Below are 19,946 nucleotides of genomic sequence, written 5' to 3'. Positions count from 1 at the left end.
GGATGTTACTAATTTCTTAGCGACTTTTTTATTAATTATCAAACCAATTCCAAATCTCAATATCTCCAAGAGTCGCATAACGTATGTGCGGGGAGTTTTGTAATTTTAATAACTCTTTCGACGGGCCAGTAATAACAATTCCGTATACTTTTACACCGTTATCTTTTACATATTGATAACGTTTATCTAAATTTAGTTCTTTCTCAGAAAGTGCTGCTATTTTGCTTACCGTTTTTTTATGGATAGAAAGGACGCGCATCATTTCGGTTACTTTGTCTTCTTGCGTTTTCTGCCCGTCAGTTTCATTATCGAGGAATCTTACATGTTCTGGAAATCCTATAGCTTCTCCGCCATGTAGGATATAGTCATCTACATTTTTTCTTTCTTGTCCTGTATCTAAAGCGTACCATACAGGAGTTGGAGGGAGTTCTTGTGCTTCAAATATGCTATATAAAAGCGGTTCTAATTCTTTTAAAGTGTAAGCTTTATCAAAAGAAATTGCTACTTCTGCAACGGTTCCATCATGTACTTTTGCAAGTGTATCCCATACTTTTTTTGATGAATCCTTTAAATAATCACCCTGCTCTGTTTTTGGGTGAACAAAGAAGAGTTTTGGTTGATAGAACGGATTCATCCAAGTTCGCTTCGTAACATCTACAGATGATAAGAAGCTTTTTGTTTCTATTGTACCGAGGGGCATTTCTTTTTTACCGACGGTTCGTACTAAATCAAATTGGCTATTCGTACGGAAAAAAGCTTCTACACTTGTTCCGCCCCCCATAACACGGCTATTTGGGATCGTTGCTTCAAGTGCAAGCGAAGGAACCTCTCTAATTTCTTCTAGCCTTTTATCATTATTAGCTTGAAAATAAAAGGCTGATAATACCCCGCCGATTATATAGATAACGATGCAAATTGATAATATAAAACCAAACGTTTGTAAACGATGTTTCCACTTAATCCTCCAAAAAGGAACTTTAAGATCTTTTGGAGGTAACTTTTTCTTAATTGGTTCTGTTTTTGTTAACAGCTCATCTAAGTAAGCTTCACACTCTTCACATGACTCAATATGACTTTCTAACAGTTCTTGTTCATCATGCGTGAGCGTTCCATTTTCATACTTCTTCCATAGTTTTTTAAATTCTGTACACCCCATCCGTATCACTCCTTTATGCTTTTCATTTCTTTCCGTCCCCTGTGTAATTCAATTTTCACTTTCACTAATGAGAGACCGGTCATTTCTGCTATTTCTTTATACGAGAATCCATAGTAATCTCGTAGTAGCAGGACATTTCGTCTTTCGAGCGGAAGAGAAGATAAACTTTCTAACCAACTAGCGATCTCAAATTTTACGAAATATTCATGTTCTGTACTTGGCGCGTTTGGTAAATGGAATTCTTCCACTGTAGTTGTTTTATATTTTTTTTCTTTTCGATACCAATCGATAAAGGCGTTGTAGGCAATTGTAAATAACCACGGCCTAATTTCTTCGCCTTTGTAATAATCAATATGGACGAGCATGCGATAAAAGGTTTCTTGCATGAGATCTTCCGCACAGTGAGAATCTCCGGTTAGGGAGAGAAGATAGCGAAATAAATCACGCATATGATCTGAATAAATATCTTCTAATGATTGTTTGCGTTTCACTAATTTCCCTCCCTTCATACATAACAACGAAATACATATAAAAAAGTTACAATTTTTTATGGAATTATAGTAAAAAACGTCAAGAATTGGATTGCGTTCTCTTTTATCATAATACATATAAGGCGGGTGAACAGAGATGGAAAGCTATGAAACACAAATTCAAAGGTCAATTGATTATATTGAGGAAGATGTAATGGAAAAACAAACGCTGCGTAATTTAGCTCGCATTGCAGGTTTTTCTGAGTCGCATTTTCACCGTGTATTTCAGGCATTAGTAGGTGATACAGTAATGGAGTATGTTCGAAAGAGGAGGTTAGCCCGGGCAGCTTATCAACTTTCTCATACGGATGAAAAAGTTATTGATATCGCGTTTGAACATGGCTTTCAATCTCACGAAACGTTCACGAGAGCCTTTAAAAAATTATTTAAAATGACACCGAGTGAATATCGAAAACAAGAAATCGAAACACCGATGTATTACAGAGTGAATGTAAAGCAAAGAAAATTAAATCCGTATTTAGGGGGCATACAAATGGAATATCGTATTGTAAATAAACCAGAATTTTTAGTGGCGGGTTATGAATTGAAGACGACAAGTAAAGAAGGGAAAAACCATCAAGACATTCCAGTATTTTGGCAAGAATATTTACAAAAAGATCTTGGGACAACGATTCCGAATCGTAAAGATACGAGCCAATGGGTAGAGCTTGGATTATGTACTGATTTTAATTTAGAAACAGGAGACTTCACTTATATTATCGGAATGGAAGTTACAGATTTTGAAAATGTACCAAATGAAATTGCAAAGCGTACTTTCCCGGCAGCAACATATGCAGTATTTACAACGCCGAAAGTTCCTCATGAAGAAATGGTATCGTCTATTCACCAAACTTGGAATGCAGTATTCTCAGAATGGTTCCCGCATTCAGGATATGAACATTGCGGAGTTACAGAGTTTGAACTGTACGATGAGCGTTGCCACGAAGATAAGAGTGAGTTTGCACAAGTAGAGCTTTGGATACCGGTGAAGAAAAAATAATAGGGTAAGAGCGAATCATTGGGAGATGGTTCGCTTTTTCATGAAGGGGGAAATAGGAAAATGTTCAAAAAACTAGAATGTGTATCTATACATACGAAAGATATAGAAAGATCAGTTTCTTTCTATAAAGAAATGGGAATGAAGCAAAACTGGATGATAGAAAGAGAATTAGAGGAAGGGGTTATTTGGACGTTAATAGGATTGAAGTTTCCAGATGAGAAAAGTTCGGAGTTAGTAATAAGCAATCATCCGGATATTAATTTTACGGAAGTCGAAGTATTAGTAGAAGATGTACAACAAACGTATGAAAGTTTAAAAGATAATAAAGATGTAAAGTGGATTCGCGAACCATTTCCAACAGAATCAGGACATGTTGCAGTGATGGAAGCACCTGATGAGAATGTGTTTGTGTTAGTAGGGAAATAGCTGAAATATGGAGTGACCTTTCATAGTGAGTTATGAAAGGTCATTTTTACTTTGTATAGTAGTAGAGGAAGTAGGTTAGTATTGTCAATTTTTGTCGGTAAGTCGATATATTTCGGAAATCGCTGATATATTCAAAAAATCGCTGATATAATTTCATATACCGCTAAAACACCTCAAAAAAACGATCCACATAATTTCAATTACCGCAAAATTCTTCTAGAAAAGAAAAAAGACGCCACATAGCGTCTTTCCTACGAACGAAACGGAAACACAAGAATAATCGTCGTTCCTTTTCCGAGTGCACTATCAACGGAAATTGTCCCGTTATGAGCATGAACGAGCTGTTTTGTAATGGCTAGGCCAAGTCCAGTTCCGATGTTGCTTTCTTCTGTGTTTGTTCCGCGGTAATATCGTTCAAATAGAAGTTCTTTCGTTTTTTCATCCATTCCTTTTCCGTCATCCGAAATGGAGAGTATAAAGGAATTGGCGTTTTGTGATAGTTTTACGATGACAGTAGTTGTTTCGTTATTATGTTTTACAGCATTTACGAGTAAGTTTTCGATAATACGCTGGAACCATTTTTCTTCAATGAAATATTGAATTTTATTTGAGCTCGGTACGAATTCAATATTTTGATTTTGAAGTGTTGGATTATTAATAAATTGCAATAATACTTTTTGGACGAACTGATTGATTTCAACGTTTACGTGCTGTGCAGGAAGGCTATTATTTTTTAATTGATACGTTAAGCTTAAATCATCAATTAATGTCGTCATATATTGAGATTTCTCTTTCATAACACTACCAAATTGTTGAATATCACGATCGGTCCAGTTGTATTGATTCGATTCTAGTAATAATGCGTAGCCATATATAGAGCTAAGTGGTGTTTTTAAATCATGCGTTAGACCGGTAATCCATTCTTCTCGTGTTTGCTGAAGTACTTGCCTCATCGCATCATTTTTCTTGAGTGTAATAGAAAGGTGTTCTAGTGAACTTGTCACATCTCTAAACAAACGGAATGACCATTTTTCTTTACCAGATCGCCGGAACCTGACAGGCTTTCCTTTTTTACTAATAGGTTCTTCATACTTTCCACCAGCGATATTTTTAAGCCAGCGCATCGCATGTAATAACGGTTTCCCGAATTTATTACCATACCAAATAGAAAGAATGACTAAATAAACAAATACGATAAGAAGGATTAATCCGCATCCAATGAGAAACTTCTTAGTAAATACATCTTCAATTTCGTCATCTGGGTAGTAGTGATCATTTTTTGCAGTTACAACGAGAAGGTTGCCACTATTTGCATCGTAAAAGCTAGAGGTGTTTTCTTTATGATTCCAAGGTTCTTTTTCATTAAGGGCGATTTGTATTGCTGAAAATGTTTTTTTCTTTCCGGTTGTATAAGAAAAAACCTCTTCGCCATTTTGATTAAATATTTGAAGTGCTGCTTTTTCTTTAGACAGTAACTGTTTTTCTTGATCTGTTAATGTGAACGAATCCATTGTTAAAGAGGAATGCTCCTTTTGAATTGCTGTTAGTAAAGCATTGCTTTTTAACATACCACCATAAATAACAAGTACTTTCTTTTCTTCTAATTCAATTTCCCAATATGTAAATTTATAATTACTTTCGATATGATGTTGTATATATGCGACTAAAGATGTCTTCGTATAAGCATTCGGAACATCATTTGGTGTATTAAAGTGGTAGAGGATTTTTCCGTTTTCATCTACAACTTGGAGCCAATCATTTTTCTCCTTTATTAAATCTTGCACTTCAGATTGTAATGAAATATGCCCATCTTCTGAAGAGATGTATCTTGAAATCGTAAAACTATCAGAATCTGGAATGTTAGGTTCATATAAAGTACTAGTAAGAAGAAAAATTAAATAAGTAAAAGCAGCAACTACAGCGATAAGTAATGTAACTAAAACAAAAACGTGTTGCATGATAAATTGAATAATAAGTCGTTTATTAAAATTCATATCTTCACCCTACTTTGTAACGAACTTATAACCAAGGCCGCGAACAGTTTTTATATATTCTGGTTTACTTGGATCGTGTTCAATTTTTTCACGTAGTTTTCGAATGTGGACCATAACAGTGTTGTCATCGCCATTATAGGCAGGTGCTCCCCAAACTTTTTCGTATATTTCCTCTTTCGAAAATACGTAGTTCGGATTCTCGCAAAAGAAGAGTAGTAGTTGAAAGAGTTGAGCGGAACATTCGACAATGTGACCATCCACTGTCAGTTCTGCAGAGTGTTGATCAATTTCAAATCTTCCAAATGAAATCGAGTGTGATTTTTGTTCGTGCGGTACTGCTTGTTTCATATGTCTCCGAAGCTGTGCTTTCATGCGTGCTACTACTTCTAATGGATTAAAGGGCTTCGTAATATAATCATCCGCACCGTATGAAAATCCAGATATTTTATCTAAATCAGATGCTTTTGCTGATAGGAAGAAAATGGGACAATCTGTTTGTTGGCGAATGATTGGACAAATATCAAAACCAGATTGTCCAGGAAGCATTACATCTAAAATAATTAAATCGTAATTGTTTTCCTTAGTTAGAGATAAAGCTATTTCAGCTGATGTTGCAGTTGTAATATGAGAAAAACCTTCTTTTTCAAGAATGGTAGTTAGTAATTGTAAAATTGCTGTTTCATCATCAACGAGTAAAATATTTGCTTGGTACATAAAAATCCCTCCTAATTTTCTCGAATATCATATCATCCTTTTGTAACTTATGGAATTTTTAAGGAAATTTTAAGGTTTTCTTTCGCAAAAAATTAAGAATCAAATGATATGATAAAAGTAACATAGGGGAGGAGATGAGTGTGAATCCGTTTCAAGTGATGCGAGCTAGATATTTTTTAATTGTATTTGCACTATTAATTTTAATAGCGAGAAGTAGTGGCGATTTGCTAACAAGTATATTTCATATACAAAATTCTTCTTTTATAAATATCCTTATATTCTATATCCTTCCGATGGTATGGATTTTTTATGAGTATAAAAAGCATCGCATTTCATTTTCATTGTTTGTTAATAAAAATGAAACATTTAACTTGGTGCAAGTTTTATACATTACGGTTATGTTATGCATATTTAGTTACGGGTATCTTATTTTGTATATGTATAGTTTTGCATGGATCACACCAGACTTTATTATGAATGCATTGCATGAACCGATTATAGATAGTACTGGGGGATATGTATATCAAGTCATTAGGGTTGTATTCATCGCACCAATTATCGGGGAGTTTGTTTTTCGCGGATTTTTACTTCAACGCTTTGCAACAAAATGGGGAACGAGCATAGCGACCATCGTTGTAGCAATATTGTTTGCATTGTTACATGTTGATTTCCTCGGTGCAGCCATATTCAGCATCGTATTGTCAATCGTATATATTCGTACGGAAAGTTTACTCATGCCAATTGCAATACATATGTTAAACAATGCATTTGTAATGGGCGCGTCTTTTTTAATAAGTAGAGAAAAAATTATGAGTTTTGCAGACTTCTCAAATTATACGACATTCTTTCCTGGACTTATTATATTTATAACGGGATTAAACTTAGTACTTATCTTTTTATTTGTTAATCGCAAGTATTGGAGTAAAGAAGTGCCAGTTATATATGCAGAGCAGGAAAAGAGCTTTTCAGATGTAGTCGGGAGTAAATAAGATGAAGAAGACGGTTGAAAAAATATTAAAAGAAATTATAGATGCTACGTCTATTGCAGATATGTGTGATAAAAGCTTTTGTAATTGGATTCAACCTGTAGTATTTGTTTTCTAGTAATCATTTAAAAGAAAATATTATTTCTCTTCTTATTGTATTAGGAGTTGTACTAATATTTGGTCTAATTGTAGAAGAAATGATGAAGCGCATCTTCAGAAAAAATGGAGAGAAGTATATGTGGGTTCATAAAGTATTCGAGAAAGTAATAGTGGCTTTCCTTTTGTTTTATAGTATGAAAACAATCATTTACTTTATAGCTTTGAAACATCATTAATTCTAAATTTGAAAGGGATGTATAAAATTATATGAATGAAACGATATCATCAAATAAGTTTTTTTATTTGATTTTACTTAGTCTAGTGTTAATAACGACAGTGAATGTTATTTTGCGCTGGGAGGAAGCTTACTTTTTCATGTATTTAGCGCTCCATTTGTTGGGGATTTTATGTATAAGTGGTGGAGTCGTTACTGAAAAAAAGAGTGAAGAAAGCGTTAACTATATGTGTGTGATCGGTCTTATTTTACTTTTAGCTGTACAGGGTATTATGAAATATAGTTCCTTCTCTTTACAAGATTTTAGTTTATTAATAGATGTACTTCCTTAAAGAGGCTCTTTATGTTATCTAAAAAGCAAGTAGGGTACGTACTAGTTTTAATCGGATTTTTTAAGATTATCCCGCTATTTGTCGGGCAGTAAGACCCCACTGATTAAAGTTTCGCTTTATTATAACGACGCTATTCTTTCAAGACTATGAGTATATTTGATATGTAAAAGGCGTTGGTTTGTAAGTGCTTCCGGATTATGAACCGAAGAAAGTGTTTAAAGATAGGTAAAACTCTTCTTATGTAGAAGAGTTTTTTTATGTAAATAAAAAGATCCAGAGCAATTCACATAATAAGCTTGTTCTAATTTAGCGTGTACGAACTTACAATAATAATAGACAGGCAGCATAGAGGAGGGAATAGCGTGAGGAAGGTTATTGGTTGGTCGCTTTTTTTGTACGTTGGATTTGCGTTACTTATATATTGGTATTTATTTGGATGGAATCATGAACTTATTCCGGACATGTATAAAGGAACAAGTGCAGATCCAGAAACGTTTATGAGTGCTAGAGAGCTTACGCTAAGCCAAGATTATTCGCGCGTGAAAAATTTACTATACTTTTTAGCGACGCCTCTTGAATGGATTATTTTATTATTTGTACTTGTGCTAGGTATTTCAAGAAAGTTTGAGAAATGGTCGAAGGAAACGACTAAAATAAGTGTCTTGCAAGTTGCGATTTATCTCTTTTATTTATCATTACTGACAACAGTGCTTGCCTTACCGATGCAATGGATTGGCCGGAAAGTATCCGTTGATTACGGCATTTCAACACAAAGTATACAAAGCTGGATAAAAGATCATGTTATCGGTTTTTGGGAAAGTTATGCGACTATGTTAATTGTAGTTACCGTTCTATTATGGCTTATCCGTAAATTTCCGAAGAGGTGGTGGCTAGCAGGGTGGGCGCTCTCTGTTCCATTTACAATCTTTTTAACATTCATACAGCCTGTCGTTATTGATCCGCTTTATAACGACTTCTCAACGCTGAAAAATAAAGAATTAGAAACGAAAATTTTAGCGATAGCAGACAAAGCTGACATTCCTGCTAAACACGTATATGAAGTAAATATGTCAGAAAAAACGAATGCATTAAATGCTTACGTAACAGGAATTGGTCCTAACGCCCGTATTGTAATGTGGGATACAACGCTTAAGCAGTTAAAAGATAAAGAGATATTATTTATCATGGCTCATGAAATGGGACATTATGTTATGAAGCATATATACTTTGGCGTTGCAAGTTATGTGTTGCTATCGTTTATAGGTATGTTTTTAATTAGTCGTATTATAAATATGTGTATTCGCAAATGGGGAGATACATTGCAAATTTCAAAAGTGGCATGTTTCTCCATTTTACCTTTATTTTTCTTAATTTCTTCTATACTCTCTTTTGCAGCACAACCAGCAACAAACTACGTTTCACGTATAGAAGAAAGAGCGGCAGATCAATATGCTTTAAATATGACGAAGGACGGGAAATCTGGTGTGAAAACTTTTCAATATTTATCAAAAACAAGTTTAAGCCAAGTAAATCCGCCTGCGTTAGTGAAGTTTTTCTTATACACCCACCCACCAATTTTTGAAAGAATTCACACGTTTGAACAATATGAGAAACAAAGCAAAAAGGAGTAGCATGATAGCTACTTCTTTTTTTATAGAGATATAAGTTTGATATTGGGAATATTTATCATTGCTTTTTATTGCGATTTTGTAAATAATAAGCTATAAAATTCTAAAAATCTATATATAAAGGAATAAAGGTGGAAAAATGTATTTTTTACAAAATTTAAAAGTGAAATATAAATTATTATCGCTTATTTCATTAGCAGTTTTAGGTATGGTAATTATGAGCAGTGTAGCAATTCATTCTATTAATAAGATTAAACACGATACAGAGGTTGTAGTAGATGATTATCAATATTCTGCAATTTTATTAGAAGGAATGCTTCGCACACAAAATTCACTAGAATATAACTTATTAGAGTTAATTACGGCATCACAAAATGAAGTAGCAAATAAAGAGGGAATAATTGATAATATTGAAAAGGATCTTAAAAAATATGATTCTTTATTAAAAGAATATGATGATGGTTTTAATTTAAGTAAGCAAGAGGATGAACTGTTTCAGAAGATGAAGAAATCTTTACCAAGTTATAAAGATACATATAAAAAATTATTTGAAAAGGCGAAGGCAACAAACGAGCCACAAATGGTACATGAATTTCAGAAGGAATTAAAACCGAAGGGAATAGAGTTAGCTGGTTATGCAGTGGATCTAGAATCGTATGTTTCAAACTTAGCTGATCAAGTGTTTAAAGATTCTCAAAAAATGATTGATCGATCCGTTATTACTTTTATCATTCTTGTAGTAGTTACTACAATCGTTATATGTATAGTAAGTTATATTATTAGTAGGCTTATAGTTGCTCCGTTACAAACGGTTAGTCGTATGATGGAAAGAGCGAAAGAAGGAGATTTAACTGTACATGGTGATTATAATGCTAAGGATGAATTAGGTGTATTAGTAAGTAATTTTAACGAGATGATTGCAGGGCTAAGAACAAATATGCAAGAAGTAGAGAATAATATTCAGCTTTTATTCCAACATGCAGACGGAGTAGCATCTGCATCAGAAGTATCTAGTAGTGCAGCGAAGAAAATCACTATGGATATTGAAGAAGTTGCAAATGGTGCAGAGAGTCAAATGCAAGCAATGGAACAAACTGCGGGTGCGATGGAAGAATTGACACAAGGAATGCAGAGTATAGTCAATACATCGTCCTCTGTAAATGAATTGTCTGCTCAATCAGCATTAGATGCAGAGAATGGTAACAAATTAATGAAACAAATGATTCAACAGATGGATACAATCCAAAATTCGGTACATAGCGGTGTGAAACAAGTAGAGACTATGAAAGAACAATCAGAAGAAATTGTTAAAATCATTGATGTTATGCAAGGTATTACCTCTCAGATTAACTTATTAGCATTAAACGCCGCAATTGAGGCTGCACGTGCTGGTGAAAGTGGTAGAGGATTTGCAATTGTGGCAGATGAAGTGCGGAAATTAGCAGAACAATCTAGTGATTCTGCAAAACAAATTGAGAATCTTATTACTCAAGTTATGGGAACAACGAACCATACGGTACATATGATGGGGAAAGTAGATAATGAGGTACAGGCAGGTACACAAGTAGTAATGCACACAGAAAAAGTATTTGGAACAATTACAGAAAAAGTACAGCAAGTATCTGAGCAAATTCAAACGGTATCTATGTCTACAGATGAAATTGCAGCGAGTAGTGAGGAAATCTCGGCTTCTGCAGAAGACATGGCTCAAATTTCCCAAAGATCATCTGACCGAACTGATAGGGTAAAAGAGTCTATTCAACAGCAAGAAAAATCTGTTCAAGAGATTTCGGTTTCAATTGAACATATGCATAACGCAGCAGGAAAATTAAAACAAATAGTTGCCCAATTTACTCTTCAAAAGTAGTAGCATATTTGAGTGTTAATAAATATAAAAAAGCATCCTCTTTTAAGAAAAAAGGATGCTTTTTTTATTACTACTATTTTTAGATTTCGAGCATTTTCAAGGTGATGATCTGTACATACTAGATTTGTATATTACTTATTTTTTGACAGTTTAAGACATTTATCGACGAGAATTATTTCTGTATTAGTGTTTTTAGATCCTGCTGTTGCAATATTATTAGATACTGTTTTTACCGGATTTAGACCAACTAGTATGCAAGTAGTAGGGATTATCCTTATATTTGTAGGGATGGCGCTAACTTTTCGCAAGGGAAGAGAAGGCGAGTTATCAGTGGAGAGGAATGCTACCTCTGAAATATAAATCATGAATATAGTAACCTTCATTAGGCATCTCCTTTACGCGCCAATAAAGGGAAGTTGTAAAGTGAAAAGGAGTTTATAAAGAGATTGTAGAATGTTTTAGTATATAACACCTTAGATGTGACAACTTCCTTTTTGAAAAAGGAAGAAGGAGGCATAAAGCAGAAAGGTAGTGGAAATATTTCTTCTAGAAGATTTGCATTTTATCTTACATTCACCAAAAAATAGTACTCCTGAAACAATGAAGTTCATTTTATTTGAATGAAATAGGGAGAGAGGACGATGAAGAAAAAAATATTGGGTGTAATGATGATTGCGACAATGGCAGGAGGGATATTTGCAGGGACGAATGTGACGCCTGTAAAAGCGGAAGAGTATCCACAAATGATTGTGTTTGAAGATGTTCCATACGGGTTTTGGGCATATGACGCTATTATGGATTTAGCATATCATAAAATTATATTAGGGTATGGAAACGGGAAGTATGGTGTTGGTGATCTTACAACACGTGAACAAGTAGCTGGTATTATTTACAGAACACTTGAAATGAAAGAAGAAGGATCAGTAGCGAATCCGTATAAAGATATTTCTGATAGTACAACAACTTTTAAAAAGGAAATTTTGGCGTTAACAAAACGTGGTGTTTTTACAGGGGATGGGCAAGGGAACTTTAGGCCGAAAGCACCAGTCTCTAGAGCGGAAATGGCTGTCATTTTAAAACGAGCATTTACTTTTGAAACGAAGCAAAAACATACATTTAAAGATATTCCAAAAGGCCACTGGGCAGAAGATGCAATTAGTGCGCTACAATCTAATAATGTTGTAAGAGGAACTGGGAATGGCATGTATGAATTAAATCGCCCTGTACCTAGAGAACAATATGCTCAATTTATTAATAATGCGATTATTAATTATCATTTGAAAGAGGATTGGAGATAGAGTGAAATATGAAAGCACAAATAGAAATATTTGTGCTTTTTTGTTTGTTTAAAAAAGAATTATTATTCGTTTTTATGTATTTTTAATGTTATACATAAGCTTTATAATCAACCCCATAAAAAAGACATGATGTGTAATATGATTCACAAAACCGTCACGAAATGTGTCGGAAAATATATTGTTACTATACTATTTGTTATGTATATTTGAAAAAACATATACATATTGGGGAGGAAATGTAATGAGCAAAAAATTATTAAAAACAGCTACAGCATTAACAATTATGGGTGGGGTGTTATTCTCAGCAGAGAGTAACAATGTAAAAGCGGAAAGTGCACCGTTGCAAAAAACAAATACAATTGTATTTAAAGATGTACCAAAAGGGCATTGGGCATATGAGGCGATTCATGATTTAGCGGAACAAGAAATTATTTTGGGATATGGCGATGGAATATTCGGTTTTGGGGATAATGTAACACGTGAGCAAGTTGCAGCTTTAATTTACCGTGTGTTTGATATGGAAGAACAAGATGAATATGAAACCCCATATGGAGATATCGATGAAAATTCAACAAGCTTTATCGAGGAAATATTGGCTTTAACGGAAATGGGAATTTTCCAGGGAGACGAGAATGGAAACTTTAGACCGAAGGCGACGTTAACGCGTGCGGAAATGGCACAAGTTCTTACGAATGCTTTTGACTTACAGGCAAAGGGATCTCATAACTTTAATGATGTTTCAGCAAATTCATGGGCAACGAATGCAATTAGTGCAGTACAAACAAATGGTATTACAATGGGAATCGGAGAAGGTAAATTTGGTCCGTCTATGAAGGTAACGAGAGAACAATACGCACAGTTTTTACATAGAGCAATATTGCATGATATGGAACAAGGGCAGTAATAAAGTTTAACTAGTCAAAGTGAAATTTAAAAATAATACAAAAAGGTCGTTGTTGTATAACAGCGGCCTTTTTTGTATGAAATAAAGCGCGAAAGAATGGCGTTTTGAAAAAAAATGAAGTGAATTTTCAAAAAAAACTTCCTTTTCTGAAGATTTGTTATATAATATAAAACATGAAATCAAATCTGTTATAAAACAGTTTAAGAAGGGGATGCTAATATGTCGACGCAAACTTCACGGGTTACACTCGTTGGAGAAATGTTACCAGCGTACAACGAAATATTGACACCTGAGGTGCTTAGTTTTTTGAAGGAACTACATGAGAATTTTAATGAGCGCCGCATAGAACTTTTACAAAAACGTGTAGAAAAACAAAAGAGAATTGATGCAGGGGAGTTTCCGAAGTTTCTAGAAGAAACAAAACACATACGTGAAGCGGATTGGACAATTGCCAAGCTGCCAAAAGACTTAGAGGATCGCCGCGTAGAGATTACTGGACCGGTAGATAGAAAGATGGTCATTAACGCTTTAAATTCAGGAGCGCATCTTTTTATGGCGGATTTTGAAGATTCGAATTCACCAACTTGGGAAAATGCAGTGGAAGGTCAAATCAACTTACGAGATGCAGTAAAGGGAACGATTTCACATGAAAATGATAAAGGGAAAGAATATAGATTAAATGAGAAAACAGCTGTACTCATTGTACGTCCAAGAGGATGGCATTTAGAGGAAAAGCATATGCAAGTTGATGGGGAAAATATGTCAGGTAGCTTAGTAGATTTCGGCTTGTACTTTTTCCATAATGCGAAAGCTCTTTTAGCAAAAGGGAGCGGCCCATACTTTTACTTACCGAAAATGGAAAGTTATTTAGAAGCGAGATTATGGAATGATGTATTCGTATTTGCTCAAAAATATATCGGCATTCCAAATGGAACGATTAAAGCAACTGTGTTACTGGAAACGATTCACGCTTCGTTTGAAATGGATGAAATTTTGTATGAGCTAAAAGATCATTCTGCTGGCTTAAACTGTGGAAGATGGGATTATATTTTTAGCTTTTTAAAGAGTTTCCGTAATCATAATAAATTCTTACTACCAGATAGAGCACAAGTCACGATGACAGCGCCATTTATGCGTTCGTATTCTTTGAAAGTAATTCAAACGTGTCACCGCCGTAATGCACCAGCAATTGGAGGAATGGCGGCACAAATTCCGATTAAAAATAATCCAGAAGCGAATGAAGCAGCTTTTGAAAAAGTGCGTGCTGATAAGGAGCGCGAAGCTTTAGACGGTCATGACGGGACTTGGGTTGCTCACCCTGGACTTGTACCGGTTGCAATGGAAGTATTTAATCACATTATGAAAACACCAAATCAAATTTTCAGAAAACGTGAAGAAATATGTGTAACAGAAAACGATTTACTAGAGGTACCGGTGGGAACGATTACAGAAGAGGGCCTTCGCATGAATATTAGCGTAGGTATTCAATATATTGCATCTTGGTTAAGCGGACGGGGAGCAGCACCCATTTATAACTTAATGGAAGATGCGGCAACTGCTGAAATTTCAAGAGCACAAGTATGGCAATGGATTCGTCATGAAGGTGGAAAACTAAATGATGGTCGTAATATTACGCTTGAATTAATGGAAGAGCTAAAAGAAGAAGAATTAGCAAAAATAGAAAGAGAGATTGGTAAGGAAGCCTTTAAGAAAGGGAGATTCCAAGAGGCGACAATGTTGTTTACAAATCTCGTTCGAAATGATGAATTCGTACCATTTTTAACATTACCAGGTTATGAAATTTTATAAAAAATGAAAAGGGGATGGAATAAATGAAAAACGAAAGAATCGAGAAATTACAAGAAAGCTGGGAATTAGATGAGCGTTGGAAAGGGATCACACGTCCATATTCGGCAGAAGATGTAATTCGCCTGCGCGGATCAATTGATATTGAACATACATTAGCGCGCCGCGGTGCTGAGAAGCTTTGGACATCGCTTCATACAGAAGACTATATTAACGCACTTGGCGCATTAACAGGAAATCAAGCGATGCAACAAGTAAAAGCTGGGTTAAAAGCGATTTACTTAAGTGGTTGGCAAGTGGCAGCTGATGCAAACCTTTCTGGACATATGTATCCAGACCAAAGTTTATATCCAGCGAACAGCGTACCTGCTGTAGTGAAACGAATTAATCAAACACTTCAACGTGCGGATCAAATTCAACATATGGAAGGAAGCGATGATACAGACTATTTCGTACCGATTGTAGCAGATGCAGAAGCTGGATTTGGTGGACAATTAAACGTATTCGAACTGATGAAAGGTATGATTGAAGCAGGTGCATCAGGTGTGCATTTTGAAGATCAATTATCTTCAGAGAAAAAATGTGGCCATTTAGGTGGAAAAGTACTACTACCAACGCAAACAGCGGTACGTAATTTAATTTCTGCACGTCTTGCAGCAGATGTAATGGGAGTGCCAACAATTATCGTTGCAAGAACAGATGCAGATGCAGCTGATTTAATTACGAGCGATATCGATCCTGTTGATAAAGCATTTATTACAGGAGAAAGAACACCAGAAGGATTTTACCGTACGAATGCAGGTCTTGATCAAGCGATTGCGCGCGGTTTAGCGTATGCACCGTATGCAGACCTCGTTTGGTGTGAAACGTCGGAACCAAATTTAGAAGATGCAAAACGATTTGCGGACGCAATTCATAAGGAGCATCCAGGAAAGTTACTTGCATATAACTGTTCACCTTCATTCAACTGGAAACAAAAACTAGATGAAAAAACAATTGCGAGCTTCCAAAAGGAAATCGCATCTTACGGTTATAAGTTCCAATTCGTAACACTTGCTGGATTCCATTCATTAAATTACGGTATGTTTGAACTAGCACGTGGCTATAAAGAGCGCGGCATGGCAGCATACTCTGAACTACAACAAGCTGAATTTGCAGCAGAAAAACACGGCTACTCTGCAACACGTCATCAACGCGAAGTAGGAACAGGTTACTTTGATGAAGTTGCACAAGTGATTACAGGCGGAACTTCATCAACGACAGCGTTAAAAGGATCTACAGAAGAAGCACAGTTTACGAAATAAAAGGAAGGGGCACCTGTTTGAAGGGGGCCCCTTGTTATTTTGTGAACGATTCGAAAAGAGATATCAATTTATCGGCAAAAAACGATACTAACTTTTCTTTATTACTAAATCAACGCCACTCAGCCCTATGATTACGAATAAACTTCATATCTTTCTCATAATGCTCTAGATGTCCTTCATCAATCATTCTTTGGAAATTCAAGTCGCCTTCTTGCGCTTTTCGTTTCATATATGTACATAACCCTTCTAATCGTAGCAACACCATTCCTAAGTAATCTTCATCCATATTTTTACCATAGGACTGAACGAATAATTTCACTCTCTCTTTAATACGATCTGCATGTTGCGATGATTCATAATGAATGGCTTCACCAGATTCTGTATAATACACTCTACTTAAAGGCACACAAGTATAAAGTGTATAAGCGATATCCCATAGTCTTGGACCAGGAGCAGCAACATCGAAATCAATAATCCCTACTGGCTTCTCATTATTAAAAATAATGTTATATATGGCAAAATCATTGTGGCATAAAACCTCAATGTTATTTGGCGTGTGATCCATCGGTTTCCAATCATCTAATAACGGAAAATCACTTACAGCATCATGGTAAAGGCGGAGCATCTTTGCGATTCCTTTTAATACATCATTAGATCGCATATATTCTTTTAAAGGATAATTCCCAGCTTCTCCTTCAATAAAGGATAAAACCTCTCTATCTTCTTCATCTACACCTAAAAACTTTGGAGTATAATGAAATCCTTTGTTTTCTAAGTGTTGTAATAGCTTATGGATTTTTGCGCTATCTGGCTTTAACTCTCGACGAACAGTATTTTCAGAACGATATACGTTCGAAACGTTTCCGCCTGTTAGCTTTTCTTCGTTATCGTAGTTTGACATGTAAAAATTCCCCCTATAATTAAAAAATCCAATTCCAAATAGTGAATAGACCAACAATGGCAGAAAAGAGAAGGCAAGCAAGGAATGCTAGACAGCCAAAAGGAACTAGCTTATCTTGCCATGTTTCTTTATACTCATAAATTAACTCCTCTGCTACTTTCTTCTGCACTGAAGATAAAGGTTGATCTTTATACAAAGCTTTTATATGGTTAGAATCGCCTTTAAACTTTAAAGCGCGTGCAATATGATGAGGGTTATTTCCCATTGATTTCTCAAATAATAAACATGATTCATGCATAATATCTGTTTTATGCTCCTCTAGATACCAGTAACGTCCAGCCATTTCTGGATATTATAATAAATATCTCCGAGTTGTTTTCGAAGATGTAATTCATTTGGGTATGTAAAGATGAGGCCGTGCAATCTGTCTCTTGCTTTTCCAAGATTATTATTTTCAATATCCTCTTCGATTCTTTTTAATGTTTTTCTAGGAATTTTGTTGTTCATAAATTCCTCCTTATTTGGAATAGAGATAATTATATTTTATAAGAAATACTAAAAATTAGAAATTCCATTTTAGAAAAAGATTGTACATTTTATTTTAATGTGCTATGATGATGTCAGTTGAATAGTTAAATTAAGCAATCCATATGTTATCAAGTGCTGAAAACGAACGAGAAAAAGTATGTGAGAACTAGTTTATGTTTCGTATTTGATAATGTGTGGATTCTTTTTTTAGACAGGAAGACTAAAAAATTTAAAATTTGTATTTTCTTAGGAGGAAATAATTATGGCAGTAACAGGACAAGTAAAATGGTTTAACAACGAAAAAGGTTTCGGTTTCATCGAAGTTCCAGGCGAAAACGACGTATTCGTACACTTCTCAGCAATCGAAACTGACGGTTTCAAATCTTTAGAAGAAGGTCAAAAAGTTAGCTTCGAAATCGAAGACGGTAACCGTGGACCTCAAGCTAAAAACGTAATCAAACTATAATTTTATAGTTGATGATGGAAAAAAGGATGGCTAATGCCATCCTTTTTTTTTAGGTTGTGCAGAAATTTTTTTCAGAGCCTGTTTTTATATCTAAATCTCTTTTTCTATGTTACAACTGGTAAAAAATTATCGGGAATGCGTATTAGTTTCTGTATAAGAATTAGTTCAGCAAGAGCATTTGCTGCGTATGATAGTAAATAACTATAAGTTTGTATTCTTTATTGAAATAGGGGAATCTTTTCCAGATAGACCTTGAGTCTCATCTTTTTTGTTAGTATTGTTATTGGAATTTTGTACGTTTTGAGATGATGTTTCTAACAGTTGTTCTTGTTCCTTGCTAGGAGTATTCAGAGCATCTGAGGGGATGCTATTAACCTGCTGACTTAATAGATTTTCTTTATCCATAGTATACAACTCCTTTTTAGAATTCGATAAAAAGCAATGTAATTATAAATAGCTACTTATATATATTGTGTTTTTGAATGACATTATATACAAAACTTATATTACAAAGTTAATTAATTGACGAATTGTTAGTGATGGAAAAAGATGTACAAATTTAAATTTTTTAGTAAAAATTTAAAGCGGGTAACAAGTACAAATACTCTTTCTCATGTTTTATATAAGGATCATATTACAAATCAAAAAAGATGTAGAGAACCTTGGAAGAAAATATAGTTGTTTTTCTAAGGGTGAAGAAGAATAAATAAAATGATACTACAAATGTAAAAAGGCTTTCCAAAAAGGAAGGCCTTTTACTCTTTTTTCGCTACGTTTTTCTTCTCACGTTTTTTACATTCTGTACATTTTGATTTACGAAACGGTTTGGCAAAGAATAGCAGAATAAAAAATAAACCGAATATAATACTAGCTGAATTTTTCACGATAATGACGCTACTATTTTTCATTTGAATCGATGGTTGGATCTCTTTTTCTTCCATAGTGGCCCTCCATATATTGGATTTACATTTTAATTATAACAAAGTTAATTGGTAACTACTCAGCTTAGTTAAACAAAAAAGCATGCCAAATACATGTTTCCTGTTCGAAAACATGAAAAAGAACACACTCCGATAAGAGAAAGAATCTATATGAAATAGAAACATTCTCTTACGAAAGAGTGGTATTCCAAGGAACCGTTCCGGTTTTTAACACCTGACTTATCGCTTGTAATACTGATTGATTTTGTTTTTTCATGGTGCTCATAAAACTACGTATGTGGCAAAATGATTCTGCACCTTCCTTACTTCGAAACGTCCCAGACACTTTTTGTTTGACTTTCGTCATCCGAATATCTCGCTCCGCTTGATTGTTATCAAATGGAATATCTGGACTTTCTAAGAACGCTAGAATTCTGTCCGCATACTTAGCAAAGCGATTCCATAAATTTTGAGAAGGCGTCTGTTTTCTTTTCTTTTTTTGTTCTGCAGAAGGCACCTGTTTGCCTTTCAATATGGCCTGGTATGCGGCAAACAGATTCTTTTTCTCTATTTCTGGAATATTTCCCTTGTATTGCTTTTTTATTGTCAAAGCTTGTGTAAGGAATTCTTTCATTTGTTGTGCCCATGTTTCTCCGGTACTATCTATAATCCCTTGCAAATCTCGCAAGAGATGGGCATTACATAAAACATGACGACAATCTGTATACACATCATACGGTTTCCACCCATCATGCATAGCAATTCCAGAAAAAGAAGGCAAGATTTCACCTGCATCCATCGCTTCTTTTCCGCGTTTTTCATGAATATGTTGAAATGTCACCTCCGGTGGGT

Annotated in this window: 18 protein-coding genes and 5 pseudogenes; 14 read left to right on the top strand and 9 right to left on the bottom strand. The window is 34.9% G+C overall.

Annotated elements, in window-relative coordinates:
• Window positions 1–31: 31 nt before the first annotated feature.
• Together MHI28_RS11675 and MHI28_RS11670 are read right to left on the bottom strand one after the other, a co-directional pair.
• Window positions 32–1,156: an anti-sigma factor gene (locus MHI28_RS11675; protein WP_029442105.1), complete on the bottom strand. Its 1,125-nt coding sequence runs from the start codon at window positions 1,154–1,156 to the stop codon at window positions 32–34.
• Window positions 1,157–1,161: 5 nt separating this feature from the next.
• Window positions 1,162–1,647, bottom strand: a complete 486-nt coding sequence (locus MHI28_RS11670; protein ID WP_086413196.1) for an RNA polymerase sigma factor — start codon at window positions 1,645–1,647, stop codon at window positions 1,162–1,164.
• A gap of 136 nt (window positions 1,648–1,783) precedes the next feature.
• Between MHI28_RS11670 and MHI28_RS11665 the strand changes: the two genes are divergently transcribed.
• Window positions 1,784–2,686: an AraC family transcriptional regulator gene (locus tag MHI28_RS11665; protein ID WP_000446840.1), complete on the top strand. Its 903-nt coding sequence runs from the start codon at window positions 1,784–1,786 to the stop codon at window positions 2,684–2,686.
• Window positions 2,687–2,746: 60 nt separating this feature from the next.
• The gene (locus MHI28_RS11660) at window positions 2,747–3,112 is read left to right on the top strand and encodes a VOC family protein (RefSeq protein WP_000473644.1); all 366 of its coding nucleotides are present in this window, start codon (window positions 2,747–2,749) and stop codon (window positions 3,110–3,112) included.
• A 251-nt stretch (window positions 3,113–3,363) separates the two neighbouring features.
• Here the strand turns inward: MHI28_RS11660 and MHI28_RS11655 are convergent, their stop codons facing one another.
• Together MHI28_RS11655 and MHI28_RS11650 are read right to left on the bottom strand one after the other, a co-directional pair.
• A complete protein-coding gene (locus MHI28_RS11655) occupies window positions 3,364–5,106 on the bottom strand; it encodes a sensor histidine kinase (RefSeq protein ID WP_001010455.1) in 1,743 nt (580 codons plus the stop codon).
• A gap of 9 nt (window positions 5,107–5,115) precedes the next feature.
• Window positions 5,116–5,820 carry a response regulator transcription factor gene (locus MHI28_RS11650; protein WP_000283858.1) on the bottom strand — a complete coding sequence of 235 codons (705 nt, stop codon included), beginning with the start codon at window positions 5,818–5,820 and terminating at the stop codon, window positions 5,116–5,118.
• A gap of 140 nt (window positions 5,821–5,960) precedes the next feature.
• Here MHI28_RS11650 and MHI28_RS11645 point away from each other — a divergent pair, with 140 nt between their 5' ends.
• From MHI28_RS11645 to aceA, 11 genes and pseudogenes are all read left to right on the top strand, one after another.
• Window positions 5,961–6,809: a CPBP family intramembrane glutamic endopeptidase gene (locus tag MHI28_RS11645; protein ID WP_001067982.1), complete on the top strand. Its 849-nt coding sequence runs from the start codon at window positions 5,961–5,963 to the stop codon at window positions 6,807–6,809.
• Between the two features lies 1 nt (window position 6,810).
• A pseudogene (locus tag MHI28_RS11640) lies at window positions 6,811–7,141 on the top strand (hypothetical protein).
• A 31-nt stretch (window positions 7,142–7,172) separates the two neighbouring features.
• A complete protein-coding gene (locus MHI28_RS11635) occupies window positions 7,173–7,472 on the top strand; it encodes a DUF2101 family protein (RefSeq protein ID WP_001006051.1) in 300 nt (99 codons plus the stop codon).
• A 362-nt stretch (window positions 7,473–7,834) separates the two neighbouring features.
• Entirely contained in the window at window positions 7,835–9,103 is a 1,269-nt protein-coding gene (locus MHI28_RS11630; RefSeq protein ID WP_001233325.1) for a M48 family metallopeptidase, read from the top strand.
• 136 nt (window positions 9,104–9,239) lie between these two features.
• Window positions 9,240–10,019, top strand: a pseudogene (locus MHI28_RS36135) (MCP four helix bundle domain-containing protein); the annotation flags it as partial.
• Window positions 10,014–10,967 carry a methyl-accepting chemotaxis protein gene (locus MHI28_RS36130; protein WP_414638674.1) on the top strand — a complete coding sequence of 318 codons (954 nt, stop codon included), beginning with the start codon at window positions 10,014–10,016 and terminating at the stop codon, window positions 10,965–10,967. The pseudogene MHI28_RS36135 and the gene MHI28_RS36130, both read left to right, overlap by 6 nt.
• Before the next feature lie 58 nt (window positions 10,968–11,025).
• Window positions 11,026–11,327: pseudogene (locus tag MHI28_RS11620) on the top strand (EamA family transporter); the annotation flags it as partial.
• Between the two features lie 281 nt (window positions 11,328–11,608).
• On the top strand, window positions 11,609–12,265 hold the full coding sequence (locus MHI28_RS11615) for an S-layer homology domain-containing protein (protein WP_000727105.1): 657 nt from the start codon (window positions 11,609–11,611) through the stop codon (window positions 12,263–12,265).
• Window positions 12,266–12,506: 241 nt separating this feature from the next.
• Window positions 12,507–13,169, top strand: coding sequence for an S-layer homology domain-containing protein (locus MHI28_RS11610; RefSeq protein WP_340827974.1), 663 nt, complete (start codon window positions 12,507–12,509; stop codon window positions 13,167–13,169).
• A 219-nt stretch (window positions 13,170–13,388) separates the two neighbouring features.
• A complete protein-coding gene (aceB, locus tag MHI28_RS11605) occupies window positions 13,389–14,978 on the top strand; it encodes a malate synthase A (protein ID WP_000107342.1) in 1,590 nt (529 codons plus the stop codon).
• A 23-nt stretch (window positions 14,979–15,001) separates the two neighbouring features.
• The gene (aceA, locus tag MHI28_RS11600; RefSeq protein WP_000787346.1) at window positions 15,002–16,279 is read left to right on the top strand and encodes an isocitrate lyase; all 1,278 of its coding nucleotides are present in this window, start codon (window positions 15,002–15,004) and stop codon (window positions 16,277–16,279) included.
• A 109-nt stretch (window positions 16,280–16,388) separates the two neighbouring features.
• Here aceA and MHI28_RS11595 read toward each other — a convergent pair whose 3' ends face one another.
• Both MHI28_RS11595 and MHI28_RS11590 read right to left on the bottom strand, forming a co-directional pair.
• Window positions 16,389–17,180, bottom strand: a complete 792-nt coding sequence (locus MHI28_RS11595; protein WP_000073811.1) for a phosphotransferase — start codon at window positions 17,178–17,180, stop codon at window positions 16,389–16,391.
• A 19-nt stretch (window positions 17,181–17,199) separates the two neighbouring features.
• Window positions 17,200–17,687 (bottom strand): annotated as a pseudogene (locus MHI28_RS11590) (DUF6584 family protein).
• Window positions 17,688–17,970: 283 nt separating this feature from the next.
• Here MHI28_RS11590 and cspA point away from each other — a divergent pair.
• On the top strand, window positions 17,971–18,174 hold the full coding sequence (cspA, locus tag MHI28_RS11585; RefSeq protein ID WP_000301518.1) for an RNA chaperone/antiterminator CspA: 204 nt from the start codon (window positions 17,971–17,973) through the stop codon (window positions 18,172–18,174).
• A gap of 201 nt (window positions 18,175–18,375) precedes the next feature.
• On the opposite strand, the gene MHI28_RS11580 is transcribed toward cspA, so the two are convergent.
• From MHI28_RS11580 to tnpC, 3 genes and pseudogenes are all read right to left on the bottom strand, one after another.
• Window positions 18,376–18,579, bottom strand: coding sequence for a hypothetical protein (locus tag MHI28_RS11580; RefSeq protein ID WP_000356915.1), 204 nt, complete (start codon window positions 18,577–18,579; stop codon window positions 18,376–18,378).
• Between the two features lie 350 nt (window positions 18,580–18,929).
• The gene (locus MHI28_RS11575) at window positions 18,930–19,115 is read right to left on the bottom strand and encodes a hypothetical protein (RefSeq protein ID WP_000391375.1); all 186 of its coding nucleotides are present in this window, start codon (window positions 19,113–19,115) and stop codon (window positions 18,930–18,932) included.
• 169 nt (window positions 19,116–19,284) lie between these two features.
• Window positions 19,285–19,941: pseudogene (gene tnpC, locus MHI28_RS11570) on the bottom strand (IS66 family transposase); the annotation flags it as partial.
• Window positions 19,942–19,946: the final 5 nt, after the last annotated feature.

Source organism: Bacillus sp. FSL K6-0268 (genome assembly GCF_038005425.1).
GTDB lineage: Bacteria > Bacillota > Bacilli > Bacillales > Bacillaceae_G > Bacillus_A > Bacillus_A thuringiensis_S.
Note: the sequence above shows the minus strand (reverse complement) of the source record. Positions and strands in the feature narration are given on the sequence as shown.